The sequence below is a fragment of the Ideonella lacteola genome (assembly GCF_038066555.1).
GTDB classification, from domain to species: Bacteria; Pseudomonadota; Gammaproteobacteria; order Burkholderiales; family Burkholderiaceae_C; genus Ideonella; species Ideonella lacteola.
This window is the reverse complement of record NZ_JBBUTG010000015.1, coordinates 131,096-150,880: the sequence shown is the minus strand read 5'-3', so window position 1 is coordinate 150,880 and position 19,785 is coordinate 131,096. Positions and strand designations below refer to the sequence as shown.

General features: G+C 68.5%; 12 protein-coding genes. 7 read left to right on the top strand and 5 right to left on the bottom strand.

The genetic code is table 11. The annotated features are described in order from the left end of the window. Positions 1-1,776 carry a serine/threonine protein kinase gene (locus tag AACH06_RS21130; protein ID WP_341427752.1) on the bottom strand — a complete coding sequence of 592 codons (1,776 nt, stop codon included), beginning with the start codon at positions 1,774-1,776 and terminating at the stop codon, positions 1-3. Between the two features lie 234 nt (positions 1,777-2,010). On the opposite strand from AACH06_RS21130, the gene AACH06_RS21125 reads away from it, so the two are divergent. The 4 genes from AACH06_RS21125 (at position 2,011) to AACH06_RS21110 (ending at position 8,895) form a co-directional block, all read left to right on the top strand. Further along, positions 2,011-3,825, top strand: a complete 1,815-nt coding sequence (locus AACH06_RS21125; RefSeq protein ID WP_341427751.1) for a tetratricopeptide repeat-containing diguanylate cyclase — start codon at positions 2,011-2,013, stop codon at positions 3,823-3,825. Between the two features lie 326 nt (positions 3,826-4,151). Then, positions 4,152-4,541 carry a MarR family winged helix-turn-helix transcriptional regulator gene (locus tag AACH06_RS21120; RefSeq protein ID WP_341427750.1) on the top strand — a complete coding sequence of 130 codons (390 nt, stop codon included), beginning with the start codon at positions 4,152-4,154 and terminating at the stop codon, positions 4,539-4,541. Between the two features lie 53 nt (positions 4,542-4,594). Next, positions 4,595-5,785 carry an efflux RND transporter periplasmic adaptor subunit gene (locus AACH06_RS21115; RefSeq protein ID WP_341427749.1) on the top strand — a complete coding sequence of 397 codons (1,191 nt, stop codon included), beginning with the start codon at positions 4,595-4,597 and terminating at the stop codon, positions 5,783-5,785. Further along, a complete protein-coding gene (locus AACH06_RS21110) occupies positions 5,782-8,895 on the top strand; it encodes an efflux RND transporter permease subunit (protein WP_341427748.1) in 3,114 nt (1,037 codons plus the stop codon). The genes AACH06_RS21115 and AACH06_RS21110 overlap by 4 nt, the downstream gene beginning before the upstream one ends. Before the next feature lie 78 nt (positions 8,896-8,973). Here AACH06_RS21110 and AACH06_RS21105 read toward each other — a convergent pair whose 3' ends face one another. Further along, positions 8,974-10,164, bottom strand: a complete 1,191-nt coding sequence (locus tag AACH06_RS21105) for a M20/M25/M40 family metallo-hydrolase (protein WP_341427747.1) — start codon at positions 10,162-10,164, stop codon at positions 8,974-8,976. Between the two features lie 446 nt (positions 10,165-10,610). On the opposite strand from AACH06_RS21105, the gene AACH06_RS21100 reads away from it, so the two are divergent. Next, positions 10,611-11,048 carry a PACE efflux transporter gene (locus AACH06_RS21100; protein ID WP_341427746.1) on the top strand — a complete coding sequence of 146 codons (438 nt, stop codon included), beginning with the start codon at positions 10,611-10,613 and terminating at the stop codon, positions 11,046-11,048. 21 nt (positions 11,049-11,069) lie between these two features. Here the strand turns inward: AACH06_RS21100 and AACH06_RS21095 are convergent, their stop codons facing one another. Both AACH06_RS21095 and AACH06_RS21090 read right to left on the bottom strand, forming a co-directional pair. Further along, a complete protein-coding gene (locus AACH06_RS21095; protein ID WP_341427745.1) occupies positions 11,070-12,146 on the bottom strand; it encodes a helix-turn-helix transcriptional regulator in 1,077 nt (358 codons plus the stop codon). Beyond that, positions 12,143-13,090: a GGDEF domain-containing protein gene (locus AACH06_RS21090; protein WP_341427744.1), complete on the bottom strand. Its 948-nt coding sequence runs from the start codon at positions 13,088-13,090 to the stop codon at positions 12,143-12,145. The genes AACH06_RS21095 and AACH06_RS21090 overlap by 4 nt, the downstream gene beginning before the upstream one ends. Before the next feature lie 401 nt (positions 13,091-13,491). Here AACH06_RS21090 and AACH06_RS21085 point away from each other — a divergent pair, with 401 nt between their 5' ends. Beyond that, positions 13,492-16,017 (top strand): TonB-dependent receptor, encoded by a 2,526-nt coding sequence (locus tag AACH06_RS21085; RefSeq protein WP_341427743.1) that lies wholly within the window; start codon positions 13,492-13,494, stop codon positions 16,015-16,017. Positions 16,018-16,022: 5 nt separating this feature from the next. After that, on the top strand, positions 16,023-17,711 hold the full coding sequence (locus AACH06_RS21080) for a phytase (protein WP_341427742.1): 1,689 nt from the start codon (positions 16,023-16,025) through the stop codon (positions 17,709-17,711). Positions 17,712-17,776: 65 nt separating this feature from the next. Here AACH06_RS21080 and AACH06_RS21075 read toward each other — a convergent pair whose 3' ends face one another. Next, complete coding sequence (locus tag AACH06_RS21075; RefSeq protein WP_341427741.1) at positions 17,777-19,681, bottom strand: glycoside hydrolase family 9 protein; 1,905 nt, start codon at positions 19,679-19,681, stop codon at positions 17,777-17,779. Positions 19,682-19,785 lie beyond the last annotated feature (104 nt).

Here is a 19,785-nt window from a genome sequence, read left to right as displayed (position 1 = left end):
TCAGTGCTGCCGCTGCTGGTCGCGCTGGTCGCGCAAGTCGCGCAACCGCACGCATTCGCGGTGGTTGCTGTAGGTGGAGTCGCGGCAGAGACGATCGATGCACAAAGCAAGTGCCAGGAACACCTTCTTCCCGCACGCGGCCCGCGGGTCGGCCGTGCCGGCGGCCACCACCGCCGGTGATTCATCGCCTGCCGGCACCCGCGAAACCGGAAGCGGCTTGGGGTCGGCGGCGGATGAGCCGCCTTCGAGCGCGCTGGCCGGGATGGACAGGTCGCGCACCGGCGCCTTGCCCGGCGACACCTCGCGCACGATGGGCTTGTCCGAGCCGGCCGGCGGTGGGCTCATGCGCACCACCGGCAATTCGCCGGCCGCTTCACCGCCGGCCTTGCCGCCGGGCGTGGTGGGCGCGGCCATCGTAGGCTGCGAAGGCGCTGCCATCGGCGTGGCAGATGACGCTGCCGCGCCATCGACGGCCGGCGCGCCCTGCAGCTCGACTCCGTCGGCGTGGGGCGTTCGGCTGCTCCACCAGAAGCCGGCAGCGGCGATGGCCACCACCGCCGCGCCGCCGAAGAGCATCGCGGTGCCCAGCCAGTGCGTGCCGTCTTTGGGCGAGCCCGAACGGAACATGTCGCTGCGCGTGGCATCGCGGCCCGAGCGCCACAGGCGCCCTCGCGCCGCCGCCCCCGCACGCCGCGCCCGATCGAAGGGCATGGTCTTGGGCAACGGCAAATCCGCCAATTGGCCCGGCATGGTGGACATCTGCACCGTCGGCTGGAAGGCCGGGCCGTTCTCATCGTGATGAACCGGCTCTTCAGGCACGGGCGGCTTCACCGCGCGCACCGGTGCCGGCTTCTCGCCGGTGAGGGCGGCGCGCATCTCGGCCACCGATTGCGGCCGGTCTTCGGGCTTGACCTGCAAGGCCCAGTCGACCGCCGACAGCAGGTGTCTGGACAAGCCCAGGCGCGTCATCTCGACCAGCGGCTGGTACGAATCACTCACCACCCGGGTGGTGGCGGCCGGTGGCGTGCGGCCGGTGATCAGGTAATGGGCCACCGCGCCAAGGGCGAACAGATCCGTCCACGGGCCCTGTCGCAGGCTGGCCGACTCCCCGTACTGCTCGATCGGCGCGAAACTCGGTTTCAGGATGGCGGTGAACATCTGCGTGCGGTCGCCGATCGCATGGCGCGCCGCGCCGAAGTCGAGCAGGATCGGGTCACCACCGCCATCTGGCAGCAGGATGTTGTCGGGCGCAATGTCGCGGTGATAGACCGATTCGGCGTGCAGCAGGCTCAGGCCATCCAGCAAGGGCAGCAGCACCTTCAGCACAAAGGCGTCGTCGGGCGGGCCGACCATCGCCTTGCGCACCTGCTTCAGGGTTTGCCCTTGGAGGAACGGCATCGCCATGTACGCCGTGCCGTTGGCCTCCCAGAACTGATAGACCTTCAGCAGCGAGCGGTGGTCGAAGCGGGCGAGCAGGCGCGCCTCGTTCACGAAAGAACGGCGGCCCAGCTCGAACGTGTCCTGGTCATCCGAGGTCCGCAGCGACACTTGCGAGCCGCTGCCTCGCTGGGCCAACTGCCCTGGCATGTACTCCTTCACCGCCACCAGGCGCTGCAGGGCGTGGTCTTGTGCCAGGTAGACGATGCCGAAGCCACCCACGCCGAGGGTGCGCACCACCTCGAGGGCCCCGAAGGTGGTCCCCACGGGCAGGGCGTTCAGTTCGTCTGCCGTGGGCTGGTCGGTGGTGGGAGGGCGATCCTCGGGGCTGTCGAGCATCTGGGAACAGCAAAAAAGGTAGCCCGGATTATCACGTTCCGGGACCGCTACCATTCCGCCCCGATGCGTGTCGGCGGCAAGAATGCCGACGACCGCGGCGGGCCCAAGGGGTCGGGAATCCGGCCTGGAGCCCCCCGCCACGGCCTCACGCGCCCCGCCGTTCGCGGCGGCACCCCTTCGTACCGGACCAGAGCCGGCCGCTGAAACTGCGTTTTTCCGAGACAGGACACCGAGTTGCCCCCGTTCTTGATGCCCGCCAAGCGCCCGCCACCGTCTGCCGCACAGCGCCTCGCGCGCCGCGCCTGGAACGCGCTGCACGTGGACTCGGCCGAAGCTCGAGCGCTGGCCGAGCGCGCCATCGAGGGGGCCCGGCGCACGGCGGATGTGGCGGCCGAAGGCTGGGGCCGGCTGGCATTGGGGTTCCACCTGCTGTACTACGCCACCGCCGCCGAGGCGGGGGCCGAACTGCAGCGCGCGCAGGCCTGCTTCGACAGCGTCAACGACCGGGCCGGCCACCTGATCGCCGGCGCCGGCATGGCACGCTCGCTCTGGCGTCAGGGTCGCGTGCAAGAGGCGCTCGATCTGGTGCTGTCGCTGCGCGACCGCGGCGTGCATGTGCTCAAGCACGAGCAGCTCGGCGTGCTGCTGAACGCGGTCGCCGGGTGCTACTCGGCCCAGGGCAACTCGGCGCAGGCCTTCGCCTACATGTTCGAGGCGCTGCGCAACGCCGGGCCCCGAAGTGGCCGTGGCTTCGACACCGTGCTGCACTGCAACCTCGCTCATGAGCTGCTGCAGATCGGCGACTACGAGCATGCCCTGATGCATGTGGCCCAGGGCATGGCACGCGGTGGCGCGCTGAAGAATGCGCGGCTGCAAAGCGTGCTGTGGATCAACCGGGTGATCGGCCTGACCGAGCTGGGCCGCGCCGCCGAGGCGATGCCCGACGTGCATGCCCTGCTGGCCCTGCCCGCTGACGCCACCGGCCGCGGCCGGATGGCGGCGCATTTCGAAACACTCGCGATCGCTTCGATACGAGCCGGCGATCTGGAACTCGGCTCCCAGCTGGTCGACCGCTCCTGGGCACTTGGGGATGCCCTGCTGCCTGAAGAGCGGCTCGAGCGCTACACCGCCACCGCCTTGCTCGCGCTGGCACAAGGCCGACAGGCCGACGCCCTCGCCGCCCTGCTGCCGGCCGAACCCGCTGCGGCCCATGACCTGACCGACGGGCTCAGCATCCGCATGCGGGCCCAGTTCTTCGCCGTGCTCAGCGAAGCCCACGAGGCCTGTGGCGATGCACCGCGTGCCCTGGCCGCCTTGCGCCAATGCCAGCGCCTGTACCGCCAGCAGACCCAGAAGGCATCGCTGGCTCGCTACCAGGCGGCCGCGCTGCAAACCGAGCTGCTGCGCCTGCAGCACCGGCTGGACGAGAACGACGCCCACCGCCGCAGCCTGGAACGCGCGCGTGCCGAGCTGGCCGCCGCGAACGAGGCGCTGCAGGCGAAAGTGACCGAGGTCGAGTCGCTGCAGCAGGCGCTGGTGCAACAGGCCACGCGCGATCCGCTGACGGGCCTGTTCAACCGCCGACACCTCAACGATGCGCTGCCCACGCTCTTCGCACTGGCGCAACGCGACGCCCACACGATGGCGCTGGCGATCATCGACCTGGACCACTTCAAGCTGGTCAACGACCGCCACGGCCACGCTGCAGGCGATCGCCTCTTGGCGGCGTTCGGCGACATGCTGGCGGCGCAATGCCGGCGCAGTGATGTGGCATGCCGATATGGCGGCGAAGAGTTCTGCCTGCTGATGCCCCGCACCGAGGCCGCCGACGCCAGCCGCAAGGTACAGGCGCTGTTGCGCCGCTGGCGCACCCAAAGCTTCGACCTCGGCGGCACACGCCTGCAGGGCCTGAGCTTTTCCGCCGGTGTGGCCGACACCTCGTTGGCCGGCGATTCACCCCACGCCCTGCTCAAGGCCGCTGACGACCTGCTGCTCGCCGCCAAGCGCGAAGGCCGCAACCGCGTCGGCGTTGCCACGACCGCCGCCTGAAAGCGGCGACCGCCGCCCCGAGGGGACACGAGAAGCCACGCAGGGCCCGTTCTTTGCCAGTTCTTCTCGTGACAGGCCCACCCGCTCAGCACACCGCCCGCCAAGGGTGAGTTCCGCCGTGCGGCGCCGCCGCGTTGCCGTCCGGTAAAGATCGGCCGGCAGATCGCCCCAGGCGCCCGTCAGAAGGGCCTCAGGTGTTACGCTTGGTATTTGGTTAGCTCAGCTAAGCAATGCCCCGCCAGCGCTCCACCGCCGTCCGCCAGGCCCCTGCGGCCCCTTCGCCGGCCGAGAGCGCCTCTCAGGTGTTAGAAGTGATTCCCGCCGTCATGGACGCGCTACGCCACGCGATGCGAAGCCATGTGGGCGAGCAGCTGTCGGTGCCGCAGTTCCGCTGCCTTCAGTTCATCGCCCTGCACCCGGGGGCCTCGGTCAGTGCGGTGGCGGCTTTCCTGGGCGTCACCTTGCCCACGGCCTCGGCGATGGTCGATCGCCTGGCCCGCGCCGGCGCGATCGAGCCGCAGACGGCGGCCGAAGACCGGCGCCGCTCGCTGCTGCACCTCACGTCGGCCGGCGAAGCGCAGTTGGCCGAAATCCGCCTCGGCGCACGCGCCGAGCTGGCGCAGGTGCTGGCCAGCCGTTCAGCCGACGAGCTGCGCGCGCTGGCCACCGGCCTGGACGTTCTTCGCCAGGTATTTGCCGCCCCGGCGGCCTCTTGATGCCAAGCGCAGTCTTGGCCGATGTCGACGACAACTCCAACAACCCACGATCCATGACCAGGCTTGTTCTGATCTGCCGCGCACTGCTGCTGTCTTCCACCGCGGCCGCGCTGCTCGCCGCCTGCCAACCCGGGGGGCAGGCCGCTGCCCCAGGTGCCGCCGCATCCGGGCCCGCCGCCGCGGCGTCCGCCCCGCCCGTGGGTGTGACCACCGTGGCCGCAACGCGGCGCGATCTGCCCGTGGAGCTCGCAGCCACCGGCACGGTCACGCCGCTGTCGAGCGTGGATGTCCGTTCGCAGTTGACCAGCGTGATCTCGAAGGTGCACATCCGCGAGGGCCAGTTCGTCAAAGCCGGTGAGCTGCTGTTCACGCTCGATTCACGCACCGACGAGGCCAAGGTGGCGCAGGCGCAGGCCCAGATGGCCCGCGACCAGGCCGCGCTGGCCGAGGCGCAACGGCAGCTCACCCGCAGCCGCGAGCTGCTGGCGCAGAACTTCATCTCCCAAGGCACCGTCGACGCGAACCAGGCCCAGGTCGATGCCCAGACGGCGCTGGTGGCGGCCGATCAGGCCGCGCTGGCCGCCGCGAAGGTCTCGCTCTCCTACGCCAGGATCACGGCGCCGAGCGCCGGCCGTGTGGGCACCATCAATGTCTATGCAGGCAGCGCCGTGCAGGCCAACACCACCTCGCTGGTCACCATCACCCAGCTCAACCCGATCGCGGTCGCGTTCAGCTTGCCTCAGCGCCACCTGCCCGACGCCCTCGCGGCCCTGCCCGATGGCGGTGCGGCCGTCGCGGCCACACTGCCCGATCAGCGCCAGCCGGTGTCGGGGCGGCTGAAGTTCGTCGACAACCAGGTCGATGCGGCATCCGGCACGGTCAAGGTCAAGGCGGTCTTCGACAACCCGGCCGGCACGCTGTGGCCCGGCGCTTTCGTCAATGTGAGGATGACGGCCCGGCAGCTGAAAGACGCCACCGTCATCCCGCAGGCCTCCATCATCCAGAGCGCCCGCGGCGACATCGTCTATGTGGTGGACGGCGGCAAGGCGCAGCCGCGTCCGATCCAGCTGCTGCACGCTGAGGGCGACATCGCCGCCGTCACCGGAGTGAATCCGGGCGACAAGGTCGTGCTCGACGGCCGCCAGAACCTGCGCCCCGGCTCGGCGGTGGCCGAGCGGCCACGTGAAGGCGCGTCGCGCCCTGCCAGCGCGGCGGGTCCCAGCCAGAAGGCCTCGGCACCATGAACCTGTCCGAACTCTTCATCCGCCGTCCGGTGATGACGGTGCTGCTGAACGCCGCCATCGTGCTGGCCGGCGTGATCGCCTACCGCAGCATCCCGATTGCTGCGCTGCCCAGCTATGACACGCCGGTGATCAACGTCGGCGCGTCATTGCCCGGCGCCAGCCCGGAAACGATGGCCACCTCGGTGGCCTTGCCGCTGGAGAAGCAGTTCCAGACCATCCCAGGTCTGAAGACGATCAGCTCGTCCAGCACCTTGGGCAACACCTCGCTGACGCTCGAATTCGAGGAAGACCGCGACATCGATGCCGCGTCGGTCGATGTGCAGGCCGCCCTGCTGCGGGCCCAACGGGGTTTGCCGCAGGACATGACGTCGCCACCGTCTTACCGCAAGGTGAACCCGGCCGATGCACCGGTGCTCTTCATTGCGCTGACCTCGCCGTCGCTTGCCCCCACCGAGCTGCAGGATTTCGCCGAGCACCTGATCTCTCCGGCCCTGTCGACGATCGAAGGCGTGGCGCAGATCAACATCTTCGGTGCCAAGCGCTATGCGGTGCGCGTGCGGGTGAATCCCGAAGCGCTGGCGGCCCGCAACATCGGGCTCGATGAACTCAGCGCCGCCTTGCGCGCGGCCAACGTGAACACACCGGTGGGCACGCTCGAAGGGCCCCGGCAGACGCTGACGCTGCAGGCCAATCGCCAGTTGCACAACGCCGCCGAGTTCGCCGACCTGATCATCGCCACCCGGGCGGGCAACTCGGTGCGGCTGAAGGACGTGGCCGCGGTCGAAGACAGCATCGAATCGCTCAAGACCTGGGCCACGCTCAACGGCGATCCGTCCATCTCGGTGGCCGTGTTCCGCCAGCCGGGCGCCAACACGGTGAAGGTGGTCGATGCGGTGCGCGCCGCGCTGCCCGAGCTTCAGAAAGAGCTGCCGCAGTCGGTGACGATCACGCCGGTCAACGACCGCTCGGTGTCGATCCGCGAAGCGCTGCATGACGTGACCCTCACGCTGCTGGGAACGATCGCGCTGGTGGTGCTGGTGATCTTCCTGTTCCTGCGCCGGTTCGTGGCAACCGCCATCCCGGCCCTGTCGCTGCCCATCTCGCTGATGGGCGCCGTGGCCTTGTTGTGGGGCCTGAACTACAGCCTCGACAACATCTCGCTGCTGGGCCTGACGCTGGCGGTGGGGCTGGTGGTGGACGACGCCATCGTGATGCTCGAAAACATCGTCCGCCACGTCGAGAGCGGTGAGCCGCCCTTCCAGGCCGCGCTGCGCGGCTCGCGAGAGGTGGGCTTCACCATCATCTCGATCTCCACCTCGCTGGTGGCGGTGTTCATCCCGATCTTCTTCATGCCGGGCGTGATCGGCTTGCTGTTCCACGAATTCGCGGTGATCGTGGGCCTGTCGATCGTGGTGTCGGCTTTCGTGTCGCTCACGCTGGTGCCCATGCTGGCCAGCCGCTTCCTGACCGATGAAGAGCACAAGAAGCGGCCCGGCGCGCTGGTGCGCGCCTTCGAGCGGGGCTTCGACCGCCTGCTGGCGGTCTACAGCCGATCGCTGGATGCCGCGCTGCGCCGCCGCCCGCTGGTGCTCTTCGTCGCCCTGCTCACCTTCGTGGCCACCGCGTGGCTCTTCATCGTGATTCCCAAGGGCTTCTTCCCGGAAGAAGACATCGGCCAGATCCAGGTGACGACCGAGTCGGCCGAAGACACCTCGTTCCCCGAGATGGTCCGGCTGCAGGAGCGGGCCGCCGCCATCGTGCGCGCCAACCCGGCCGTGGCCACCGTCAGCTCGTTCAACGGCGGCAGCGGTGGCGCGCAGAACTCGGGGCGGATGTTCTTGAACCTCAAGCCGCGTCACGAACGGCCCGAGATGAAGAAGGTGATCGACAGCCTGCGACGCGACCTGCGCGAAGTGGCCGGCATCACGGTCTTCATGACACCGGTGCAGAACCTGCGGCTGGGTGGGCGGCAGAGCAAGGCTCGCTACCAGTACATCCTGCAAAGCGTGCGCGCCGACGAGCTGGGCACCTGGGCCAACCGCCTGCAAGAGCAGCTGCGCAACGACCCGATGTTCCGCGATGTGAACAGCGATGCGCAGTTGCGCGGGCTGCAGGCCGAAGTGAAGATCGACCGTGACCGCGCCAACACGCTGGGCGTGTCCATCGACGGCATACGCAGCGCGCTGTACAACGCCTTCGGCGAGCGCCAGGTGTCCACCATCTACCTGCCGACCGACAGCTACCAGGTCATCATGGAGGTGGCCCCGGAGGCCAAGCAGGACGAGCGCGCAATGAACGGGATCTACGTGCGTTCGACCACCGGCGCCCTGGTGCCGCTGTCGGCCTTCGCCACGATCGAGCGCACCGTCGGCCCCACCTCGGTGAACCACGTGGGGCAGCTGCAGGCCGTGACGGTGTCCTTCAACCTGGCGCCGGGCGTGGCGCTGGGCGACGCCACGGCCAAGGTCGAGGCTGCCCGCCAGGCCATCCAGATGCCATCGACCATCGTCGCCAGCTACGGCGGTGATGCCGCCGTGTTCAAGAGCTCACAGGGCAACCAGGCCGTGCTGATCATCGCGGCACTGCTGGTGATCTACGTGCTGCTGGGCGTGCTGTACGAGAGCTTCATCCACCCGCTCACCATCCTCGCCGGCCTGCCCTCCGCGGCCGTGGGGGCGCTGGCGACGCTGATGCTCTTCGGCCAGGACCTGACCCTCATCGCCACCATCGGCATCGTGCTGCTGATCGGCATCGTCAAGAAGAACGCGATCATGATGATCGACTTCGCGCTCGATGCCCAGCGCCACCATGGCATGGGCCCGGCCGAGGCGATCCGTGAGGCCTGCGTGCTGCGCTTCCGGCCGATCATGATGACCACGCTGGCCGCACTGATGGGCGCCCTGCCGATCGCACTGGGCCTGGGCGCCGGCGCGGAGCTGCGTCAGCCGCTGGGCCTGGCGGTCGTGGGCGGCTTGGTCTTCTCGCAAGCCATCACGCTGTACATCACGCCCGTGATCTACCTGGCCCTGGATCGCTTCAGCGGCCGCGGGCCGGTCACCACGCCCGAGGAGTCGGCGGCTGGCGGCGGCGACCGTGCGCGCGCCGGCTAGAGCGCGCCGATCGGGCGCGCCGTGCGGGCGCGCCCGACCGGCAGCACCAAGCCGGCCCTCAGGGCAGCGCTGGCCGGGTCATTGGCCGGTTCGTGCGCCGGGACGGGTCGCAGTCAACGGCTTGACGTGAATGCGCGGATCCTGATCCACCTTCCAGATGAAGTCGAAGATGGTCCGCGTCACGTTGACCATCGGCTCGAAATGCACCTTTTCCCAGGTGTCGGTCGTCTTGTGGTAATTGGCGATACCTTCGGCCAAGCCGAACACGCGCGTGTGGATTCCGATCTTCGCGAACGGCCCGGCGTCGTAGTCGAAGGTTTTGCCGTTTTCCTTCGGATACTCGTGGGAATAGGCATCACGGTCCTTGTTTGAACCGTTGTAAACCTCCCGAAACCACCGGTTCGAATACGAATCCATCTGAGACTGGGAGAAATCAGCCCATTTATCGAATCCCCGGCCGATCATGTCGATGGTCGTCATGAAGACGATGTTCTTGTTGGGCGCAGCAGCCACCGGGTGGTCCACATGGTGCATCGACCCCATCTGCGCCTGCTCCTCCGCGCCATAGGCCACGAACATCAGGGTGCGCTTGTTCTTCGCCTTCAGCTTGTAGAACGCGCGAGCCAGTTCGAGCGTGGCCGCCACCCCACTCAGATCGTCATTGGCACCGGGATACTGAATCGCGGAAGGGTCATAGCCCAGGTGGTCACGATGCCCGCTGATGATCACGACCTCTTTGGAAAGCACCGGGTCATTGCCTGGAATGATCCCGATGATGTTGCTGCTGCTGGCCTTCTGGCCGTAGAGCGGGTTCTTCGGCGTGCCCTTGGTCTTGCCGTCTGGCTGGGTGATCTTGGTGGTGAACGGTTGCAGGTAGCCCTCCACACCCGCCGGTGTCAGGCCGATGTCGCTGAACTCTCCAACGATCCAATCGCGAGACAGCGTATCGCCAGGCGTGCCGGGCAAGCGGCCGTTGTACTGGGGCTGGGTGAGTTCCAGAACGACATCACTCATCCGCCTTTGGCTGATGCCATCGCGTGCCGCCAGAACGTCCGGGTCCACGGCGGCGGCGGCGATCGACGGCGCCGAGGTCGCGCCGTCATCGGCCGCTCGGGCCCATGCACTGCCGCTGCATGCCAGCGTCACGGCCAAAGCCAGCGCCGCCGTGGTCTTGGCCGCCGTCGCCGCGGTGTGCGCGCCTGCGATCGCCTCCAGATGGGCCGCACGCGTACCGGTTGTCATATATCTGACCATGTAGTTTCCTCCCATTGCCCGCTTTCGGGCGCCCTGAATGTGATTGGCCAAAAGCCAGCAGACGATGGATGGGCGCTGGCCAGGCACTTCATTCTGGAAGGGCCAGCGCGATTCGCCGCCCCGCCACTTTCCAGTGATACGCCCGCACAAGCATCAAGAAACTTCAGTTTCCTGGGGTTTCCGTCGGGGTATCAAACGGGCGCGGCGATTATTCCATCGGACTGCTCCCTTCATGGAACTTCACACGGCGTCGTCTTGACGGGTGAGCCTCAGGTGGCGAGCTTCTCGGCGCCCCGGCGGCGGCGAAGCGCCGCCAATGCCCCACTTGGCCCCCGGCCCCTCTGGGTTGCCTAAAATTCGCCGCTTCACAGGGGGAACGACCTCCCCGCAGCCGGCCCCAGGGGCCGCACCGCGGAAAAAAGCCCGGGACGGCCCGGTCCTCATCGCCAAAGGGGCCGCCCGTGCATGTCATCCGTCGTCGACTCATCTACGCCACGCTGTTCGAAGGCTTGGCCATCGTCTTCACCAGTGTGGGGCTCGCGCAGCTTTCGGGCAGCGCGCCCGCGAATGCCACGGTCGCAGGTTTCGGCTCATCGGTCATCGCGCTGGCGTGGAATCTTGTCTACACCACCCTCTATGAGCGCTGGGAAGCGCGCCAGCCGATCAAGGGCCGCGGCTTCCGGCGGCGAGCGGTGCATGCGGTCGGCTTTGAACTCGGCCTGATGCTGATGACGGTGCCGCTGTTCGCCTTCGTGCTGGGCATCTCGTGGTGGGAAGCGGTGGTGTACGACATCGGCCTGATCGTCTTCTTCCTCGTCTACACCTACGTCTTCAACCTCGGGTTCGACAAGGTGTTCGGCCTGCCGGCTTCGGCCCTGCCGCACGGCGAAGCCAGCTGAATACGCGCGCCCGTCACCGCCTCAAAGGCCCACGGCGCCGAGGGCCGCGCGAAGGAGGCTGGGGGTCGTACCCGTCCAGCGTTTGAACGAGCGACGGAAATTGGTGCTGTCGTGAAAGCCCAGCTGCCGGGCTACCGCCTCATTGGGCAGACCCTCGTGCTGGAACCAGTGCATGGCCAGATGCGCCCGCACCTGGTCGAGTTCGGCCTGAAAGTGGGTGCCGTGGCGAGCCAGCAGGCGCTTGAACGAGGCCGGGCTGGTGCCGAAGTGCGCGCAGGCCTGGTCCAACGTGGGCTGAACAGGCGCGCCGCCCTCGGGCCCGGCCAGGAGCTGCGACAACAGGTGGTCATAGAGCGCCGCCAGCACGCTGCGCACGGGCTGGGCCTGCGTGCTGGCCTCGGCCGCCCGTCGCGCGGCCTGCGCCGCCATGCCCTGCCCGCGCGGCCAGGGGCTGTGCAAGCACTGGGCGTCGATCAGCAGCGCGTCGAACTGGCAACCAAAACGCAGTGAAGCGCCGAGGTACGTGTCGAGCTGGGCCCGGTCCCGGGGTTCGGTGCGGTTGAGGCACACGACCCAAGGCCAGCGCTGGCCAGAAAGCCACTGGCTCATCGCGATGAAAGCGCTCAGGTGCAGGTCCACCAGCAGGTTGCGCTGAGCCGGCGCGCCGACAGCGTCCAGCCAGTACAACACCGCGTGCCGCGGACCGATGAGGCAACGCGGCGTGAGCAAGGGGCTCAAGGTGGCCGAGTGGCTGACGAGCATCGACAGCGCCTGCGCCAGATCGGCCGCGTGCGCCAAGGCGTGGCTTGCCGAACCGGCGTGGCCGGGCCACCAGGCCTGGGCCAGCAGGAAGGCCGTGTCCGGCGCCGCATCGGCGCGAGCCACATCGGCCAGCACACCCAGCAGGTCACGCGGGCTCAGGCTCGGCACCTGGGCGAGGCGTTGGGTCGCCGCCGGCAGCGTCAGTTCCCGCTGGCGGGCGTATTCGAACAGCAGGCCGGCGTGGTGATGGCCCGGCAGAAACGCCGTGTCCGCCTCATAGGCCCGCCCTGCCGGCGGTCGGTGCAGCTGCGCACCACCGGCCAGGGCCAATGTCATGGCGCGCTCGACGCCCGGTGGCGGTTGAGCGCCGCCACCAGCGCATCGACAGGGTCGGCTTCGCTGTCGTCCATCTCGGCCAGCACCACGTGGGGCGCCCGGGCCTCGATCAAGACACCGTCGCGGGTGTAGAAGCTCAGGCTGGCCACGGCTTGGCGCAACTGGGCCGCCAGGCGCGTGGCCACATCGGCATCCGTGAGTGGCAACAGCACCGCGAAGCGATCACCGGCATAGCGGCACAGCACGTCGGTGGGCCGCAGGTTCAGCAGCAGCAGGTGCGTCAGCGCCTGCAGGAGTCGGTCTCCCTCAGCCTGCCCGTGCTCGCGCAGACAGCGCGGCAATTGGTCGGCATCGAGCATCACCACCGCGCAGGGCTCGCCCGGGTGCTCACGCCGCTCCAGGCGCACCAACTGCCTGAGGTAGCCGGCGTCGGCCAGTTGCGTCACGCGGTCAAAGCCCCGGTGGTCGCGCAGCAGACGCTCGCGCTGCTGGAGGTGTTCGTTCAGCAGCCGCTGCTCTTTGCGCCAGGCGAACAGGCCCCACGTCAGCACCAGCATGCCACCGGGCATCAGCGCAGCCTCGACCGCGTTGTCCCACCACGCCTCGTGGGGGATGCGGTAGAACTCATCGAGGCAGTCGGCCCAATTGCCGAGGGCGATCATCCCCAGGCCGCAGGCGAGCAAGGTGGTCACGCGCCCGCGGGGTCGCGAGCTCACCACCATCAGGCACCACAGGCCGGCCATGACGGCGCTGCCCCCTTCGCCGGCGATGTCCAGCCACTGCCACATCTCCATCGGCTTGGCCTCGCCGAACTCGGAGTAGACGGCCATCAGCAGGCTGCACAGCAGCGCCAGCAGCACCCCACCCGGCGGCGCCCACCGGCCCCAGGCGGCAACGACAGCATCACTCCAGCGAAGCCAGAAGTTCAAAGGCATCAGGCGCATGGTGGGGTTGATCAGCCACCTCGGCTCACGAGCCGGGGCTAGGGGATGGAAAAAAGGGGGCTGAGGCTAGCCGGCGATTGTGACTCGGCCGTGTCAACGGTGCCGCGTGTGCCTGGGGTGTGGCGTCTGGAATGAATGAACGAACGCCGGGGGGTTCAAACGGCTCAAGCCGGCGGCGTCATCCCTGGCCTTCACCCCGCATCCGGGCCGCGCCCAGCGGCCCGGGCGCACCGAGCGCGCGGTTGCGAGCCTGCACGGTGCAAGCGGCTCACGGGCCCCCGAGGCACCGGCCCCGGCGCGGCGCCGGGCACGGTGCTGTCACGGGAGCGTCATCGCGTGATTCGACAGTCGCGGCCGTCGTCCGCCAGCCGGCGGGCCGAACCCGAAAAGCAGTCGACCGTATGCGCTCCGATTCAAACCCCCTCTTCCTGCGCCGCCCCACCGCGCTGGCCGCCCTGGCACTCGTGGCCGCTGCCGGCGCGGTGGCGCAGCCTCGCCCACCCACTGCCGGCGAATCGCAACCGAACCCCAGCGTACAGACGCCCGGCGCTCAAACGGTGGTGGTCACCGGCCAGGCCGCGAACCTGCGCCATGCGCTGGATGCGCAGCAAGAGGCGGATCGCATCGTGAGCATCGTGCGCGCCGATGGCATCGGCCAATGGCCAGACAGCAATGCGGCCGAGGCCCTGCAGCGGCTGCCCGGCGTGTCGATCGAGAACGACCAGGGCGAAGGCCGCTACGTGCGGGTGCGTGGCCTGGGCCCTGATCTGAACGGCGTGTCGATCAACGGCGCCCTGGTGCCCTCGCCCGAAAGCAGCCGGCGCGCGGTGGCGCTGGATGTGTTGCCCGCGGGCCTGATCCGCTCGCTGGAGGTGAGCAAGACGCTCACGCCCGACCAGGACGCGAACGCCATCGGCGGGCACGTCGAGGTGGTGACCCTCTCGGCCTTCGATCACCGGGGACGGTTCATCAGCGCCGAGCTGGGCCTGGGCCATGACGACCTCACCGGGCGCACCAGCCCGCGCGGCAACGTCATCTGGAGCGACCGGTTCCTGGACGGCAAACTCGGCGTGGCGCTGGGCGCCAGCAGCGAGCAGCGCCGCTTTGGCTCAGACAACGTCGAGACCGGCGGCGCGTGGGATGGCGACAAGCTCGAAGAATTCGAACGGCGCGACTACCTCATCACCCGCCAGCGCGACGCCCTCGCGTTGAACCTCGACTACCGCCCCGCCGACGGCGAGCGCTACATGCTGCGCAGCTTCGCCAGCCGCTTTGCCGACACCGAGCACCGCGAAGCCCAGGTCATCGAATTCAACGACGCGCAGCTGCCCGGTGACACCGGCGATGCAGAGGTCACCCGCGAGCTGAAATCACGCACCGAGACGCAGCACATCCTCTCGCTTCAATTGGCAGCCGAGCGCCGACTGGGCGACTGGAAGCTGCAAGCATCGTTGGGCGCCAGCCAGGCCGGTGAAGACCTGCCTCGCCACATTCCGGGTGCGGCCTTCGAAGGCCTGGACACCTTTTCCGGCGTCGGTTTCACCCGCCCCAGCCAGCCCCGGCTGATCGGACCGGCCAGCCTGTACGACGCCGGCAGCTACAGCCTGGACAGCATCGAAGTGGCGCGCGGCATGACGACCGACAACGAGCAACACGCCCAGCTGGACGTGGCCCGCCGCTGGTCGGGCGAAGAATGGGCCGGTGAGTGGAAGCTCGGCACCAAGATCAGCCGCCGGCACAAGCGCAACAACGAAGACAGCTGGGTGGTGGACAGCGATGCGGTGGCCGCGACATCGATGTCGGACTACACCCACGGGCAGGTCGACTACGCGCTCGGCGCCTTCGGCCCGGCCTTGTCATCCAGCCGCTTGTGGGCTGCGCTCAAGGGGCTGGACCTGGCCGACTTCGTGGACGATGAAGAATCGCGCGTCGCCGACTACGACCTGCGCGAAGACGTGGATGCCGCCTACCTGCAGGCCACCATCGACATCGGCCGCTGGCGCTGGATCGCCGGAGTGCGGCATGAAAGCGCGCGCCTTCTCGCCCAAGGCACCGCGCTGATCGACGGCGACTTCAGCGCCCTTCGCGCCGAACAGCGCCACCACGCCTGGCTGCCCGGCGTGCACGCCCGGTACGACCTGGACGACCAGACCAGCGTGCGCGCCGCATGGAGCCATTCCCTGGTGCGCCCCACCTTCGAACAATTGGCCCCGGGCACCGTGATCGATGGCGACGAGGCCTCGTTCGGCAACCCCCACTTGGCGCCCACGCGCGCCACCCACTTCGACCTCGGCATCGAACGCCGCCTGGGCCGTGATGGCGCGATCTCGGCATACGCCTTCCACAAGCGCCTGCACGACTTCGTCTACCGCACCGATCTGGCCGGTTCAGGCGACTGGGCGGGCTTCGACGAGGCCGAGACCTACGTCAACGGTGGCCGCGCGCAAGTCAGCGGCATCGAGCTCTCGTGGGCACAGGCGCTGCGCGGATTGCCGGCGCCGTTCGATGGCCTGGTGCTGGGCGCAAACGCCACCTTCAGCCGCAGCCGTGCGCGCATCACCGATGGCGGCCCCGATGGCGCCTCGAGGGACATCCGCCTGCCCAGCCAGTCCGACCGGAGCGTCAACCTGATGCTGGGCTATGAGGCCGGCCCCTTCAGTGTGCGGCTGGCGGCCACGCACAAGTCCGCCTATCTGCTTGAAGTGCCTGACGTGTCGGACGCCCGCCAGGACCAATGGGTGGCCGCCCAGACGCAGCTCGACCTCACCACCCGCTGTCAGATCGATCGCGACTGGCAGCTGAGCGCGCAGGTGCAAAACCTCACCAACGAAAGCTACGACGTCCATGCCGGCTCGCGTGACCACAATGTGCAGCACGAGCAGTACGGCCGCACCTTCAAGTTGGGCCTGAAGTACACCGCGTTCTGACACACATGAACTGTCTTATCCGGGCTTCGGCCCTTGCTCTGTGCGCGGCCACCCTCGGCCAGCCCACCTTCGCCGCCCAGATCACGCTCGACAGCCACGGCGTGGCGCTGGTCGATGCGCGAGGCCAGGTCCGACAACGCCTGGCCCTGCGCGCCAAGCAGATCGACACCCACGTGCTCGGCCAAGGAGCCGGCGCGATGCTGCTGGCGGCGGTCTTCGACGCGGACACCAGCCAGCCCGTGATCATCAGCGCCCCTGCGCAGGATGGTGGCGACATGACCTGGCGCATCTGGCCCCAGCCGCCCCAAACCAGCCTGGCGTTAGAAGCGCTCTGTCTGCATGCCGATGCGCAGGGCCTGCCGCACCTGTTCCTGTTGGGCGAAGACGGTCGGGCCGAGCAGTGGCTGCTCCGCCCCCAAGGCTCGCTGCTCTGGCGGCACTGGGCCCTTCCCAGCGGAGCCACCGCCTGCCTGGCGGACGACCGCGCGCAGACCTTGTATGTGGCCGAGCCGGCCCTGGGCGTGTGGGCTTACGACATCGGCGCAGAAGGCAGTCACGCCCGCGAACCCGTCGCCCTGCGCCGCCCCTGGGGAACCCTGGGCTTCGCGCCACACCGGTTGCAGTGGAGCGACCAACGCATCACCTGGGCATCGAAAGACGGCCGCCAGACGGCGCACGCCGCCGCCCGGCCGGGGCGGCCCACCGCGCCCCTGCCCGTGGTGATGCCGCGCCAGCAGACCGAGCCGGTCGCCCGCCTGGGTGATGCGGCCGACGACCCAGCCATCTGGGAGCATCCGGCCCGGCCTGCCGACAGCCGCGTGCTCGCCACCAACAAGAAGCAAGGCCTGCTGGTGTACGACCTGCAGGGCCGCCAGCGCCAGTTGTTGGAGAGCGGCCGCCTGAACAATGTCGACCTGCGCCAACGCATTCGCATCGGCACGGGCTGGCGCGACCTCGCGGTCGCCACCCAGCGCGACGACCGCTCGATCGTGCTGTTCGACATCGATGCCGAAGGCGCGGTCACCGAGTTGGCGCGGCTGCCCAGTGGGCTGGACGACCTCTACGGCATCTGCGCGGCACGCAATCGCGACGAGGGGCTGGACGTCTTTGCGAACGACAAGGATGGCCGCTTCGTGCACCTGCGCGTGGTGGCACGCACCTCGGGCGACGGGGCCCCCACCTGGGCGGCCGAACGGCTGCGCAGCTTCCGCCTGGCCAGCCAGCCTGAAGGGTGTGTGGTCGACGAAGCGAACGAGCGCCTCTTCGTGGGCGAGGAAGACCGCGGCATCTGGGCGCTTTCATCGCGTGGCGATGCGCCGGCCCAGCCCGAGCTGGTGATGGCGGTCGGCCCGCTGCTCAAGGCCGATGTCGAGGGCCTCGCGCTCTACCGCGGCCGACACACCACCTGGCTCGTTGCATCGAGCCAGGGCAACGACAGCTATGTGGTGCTCGATGCCCGTCCACCCTACACGCCCCGCGGCGCGTTTCGCATCGGCATCGCGGCCGATGCCGGCATCGACGGCGCATCGGAAACCGATGGCCTGGATGTGACCTCGGCCGCGCTGGGTGAACGCTACGCCCGAGGCATGCTGGTGGTGCAGGACGGCCACAAGCGTCTGCCCGATGGCCCGCAGAACTTCAAGTTCGTCGCCTGGGACGACGTGATGCGGGCACTGAGCCTGGAAGACCGGTAGCGGCCGGAACCGATCCGCCACCGGTGGTGGCGCCAACGGGCGGCTGGATGGCCGCTAGATGGCCGCTACTTGGCCGCAGCCATCACGCGGCTCAGCAGAAGAACGTACGCCGCCTGGTAGTAGATCGCTGGCTCGGTCAGCTCCCAGGAGTTTTCCGGCCAGTTGCCATTCCAGTCGTGATAGGCCTTCTGCGGCGGCTGGTCGCTGATGTGGGGCAGCGTGCCGCTGTAGCTCTTGTTGGGCCCGCCGGACAAGTAACCCGGGGGCGGCCCGTTGGGCGACGTTTGCGCATCGTCCCAGATGGATCCATCGGTGAACCAGTTGTGATAGATCTGGTTCAGCGACGACTCGGCACCGTAGGCGCCCATGTTGGTCAACATGGCCAGGCCCAAGGGGTTGGCGCCGTGAAGCCAGTGCAGGTGCTGCTCGGCCACCGCGCGATAGGCCGTCGCCTGCGGCGTGTTGATGCCGTAGGTGACGAAGTCCAGGTTCAGGTTGCCGGCGTTCGAGCGCGTCCGGTTGTGGCCCCAGTTGAACTCGGCGTCGGCCAGGTAGGCACGGTACAGGTCGGTGCCCGCCGTGTCGTCGTCGATCGACACCACGCCGTTCTGGTTGGCCTTCTGGCTGCGGATGTTGCTGGCCACACCGGCGGTGGCCTTGGGCAGGCTCGCGTAGCGCAGCAGCGCCTCGTGCACCGGCGCCCAGTAGGGCCCCCACCACTGGAAGCTGTAGGGCCGCATCTTGGTGTAGTTGGCGTCGACAAACGCCCGGTACTCGTCCTTGCCGGTCGCTTCGAAGAGGTAGACGGCCGCCACGAAGGCGCTTTCCAGCTGGGTCTGGGCATCGAAGTCGGCATCGCCCGATTTGATGTCCCCGTCGTCGCAGGCGGACTGGTAGTTGCTGAAGTCGCTGGTGGTGACCTTGGCGCGGGCCCACGCGCGCTTGGCCCGGCCGAGCAGATCGGCCCCATAGTCGGCTTGCGAAGCCACGCCGCGGTACACCACCGCGGCCGATGCCAACATCGCCGCGCCGGCCAGGGTGGCAGAGGTGCATTCGGGCAGGTAGTAGCGCGGACGGGTGTCGCTGCTGAGAGGGCTGCTGCCGCCCGAATAGGTGTCTACACCGATCTTGAGGAACAGGCCATCGGTGCCGGTGGCGTCCTGCATGCGCTTGATGAACTCCAGCTCCCACTTGATCTCGTCCAACAGGTCGGGCAGGCCATTGCCCGACTCGGGGATCCCCAGATCGTCGGTGAACACGGCGGGGCTGAGTCGGTAGGCCTGCAGCAACTGCAGCACCGCATCTTGCGCAAACGTCGTGTACTTGTTGGTGTCGCCGGCATCCATCCAGCCGCCGCTGAGGTCCTTGGCCGTGCTCAGGTCACCCTTGGCGTACCGGCTGGTGGCGAAGCGGTCTTGCAGTGGGCCTTGGTAGTTGGCGTCATCGGCCCATTTCGCCCCTGCGAACTTGCGGCCATGGGCCACACCCAGCCGCTGGTGGTAGAACATCCGCAGCGCCTGGGTCAGCACCTCTGAGTAAACGTTCTTGCCGATCTTGAAGCGGCCGGTGCCCACCTGGTTCACCGTGTCGAAGACGTAGTAGTTGCCGGGCGCCTTCACCTTCGAGAAGTCGAGCCACCAGCCTCGGTCCCCCGACTGGGTGTGCGTGGCGCCGTCGCGCCAGGCCTGGAGCGTGCCGCTGAACACCACGCCGTCATCATCCCAACGGCGAACCTCGTACTGCTTCTTGCCCACCCCTGGGTTGAACGCTTCATCTGCATTCGACCCGACCTGGGGGTCGACAACGATCGCCAGCTTGCGGCTGTCCGGCAGGTACCCGAACTGATCGACCTTGATGTAAGGCGTGATGTCGGCGGGCGCGGCGCCTGCTTGGCCCATCAGCGTCAGCAACGCCAAAAGGGCTGGAAGCGGGGCTCGCATCCGACGGCGAGAGTTTGAACCTGGGTTCATGGTGACTGTTTCTCCAAGGGTTCGCGACGCGTTGGACGACGGGTCGCGGTGGGCCTGTGCGGCCCCTGTCTGGCGCTCGGGGCGCCGCGGCAGGCTCGGCAGGC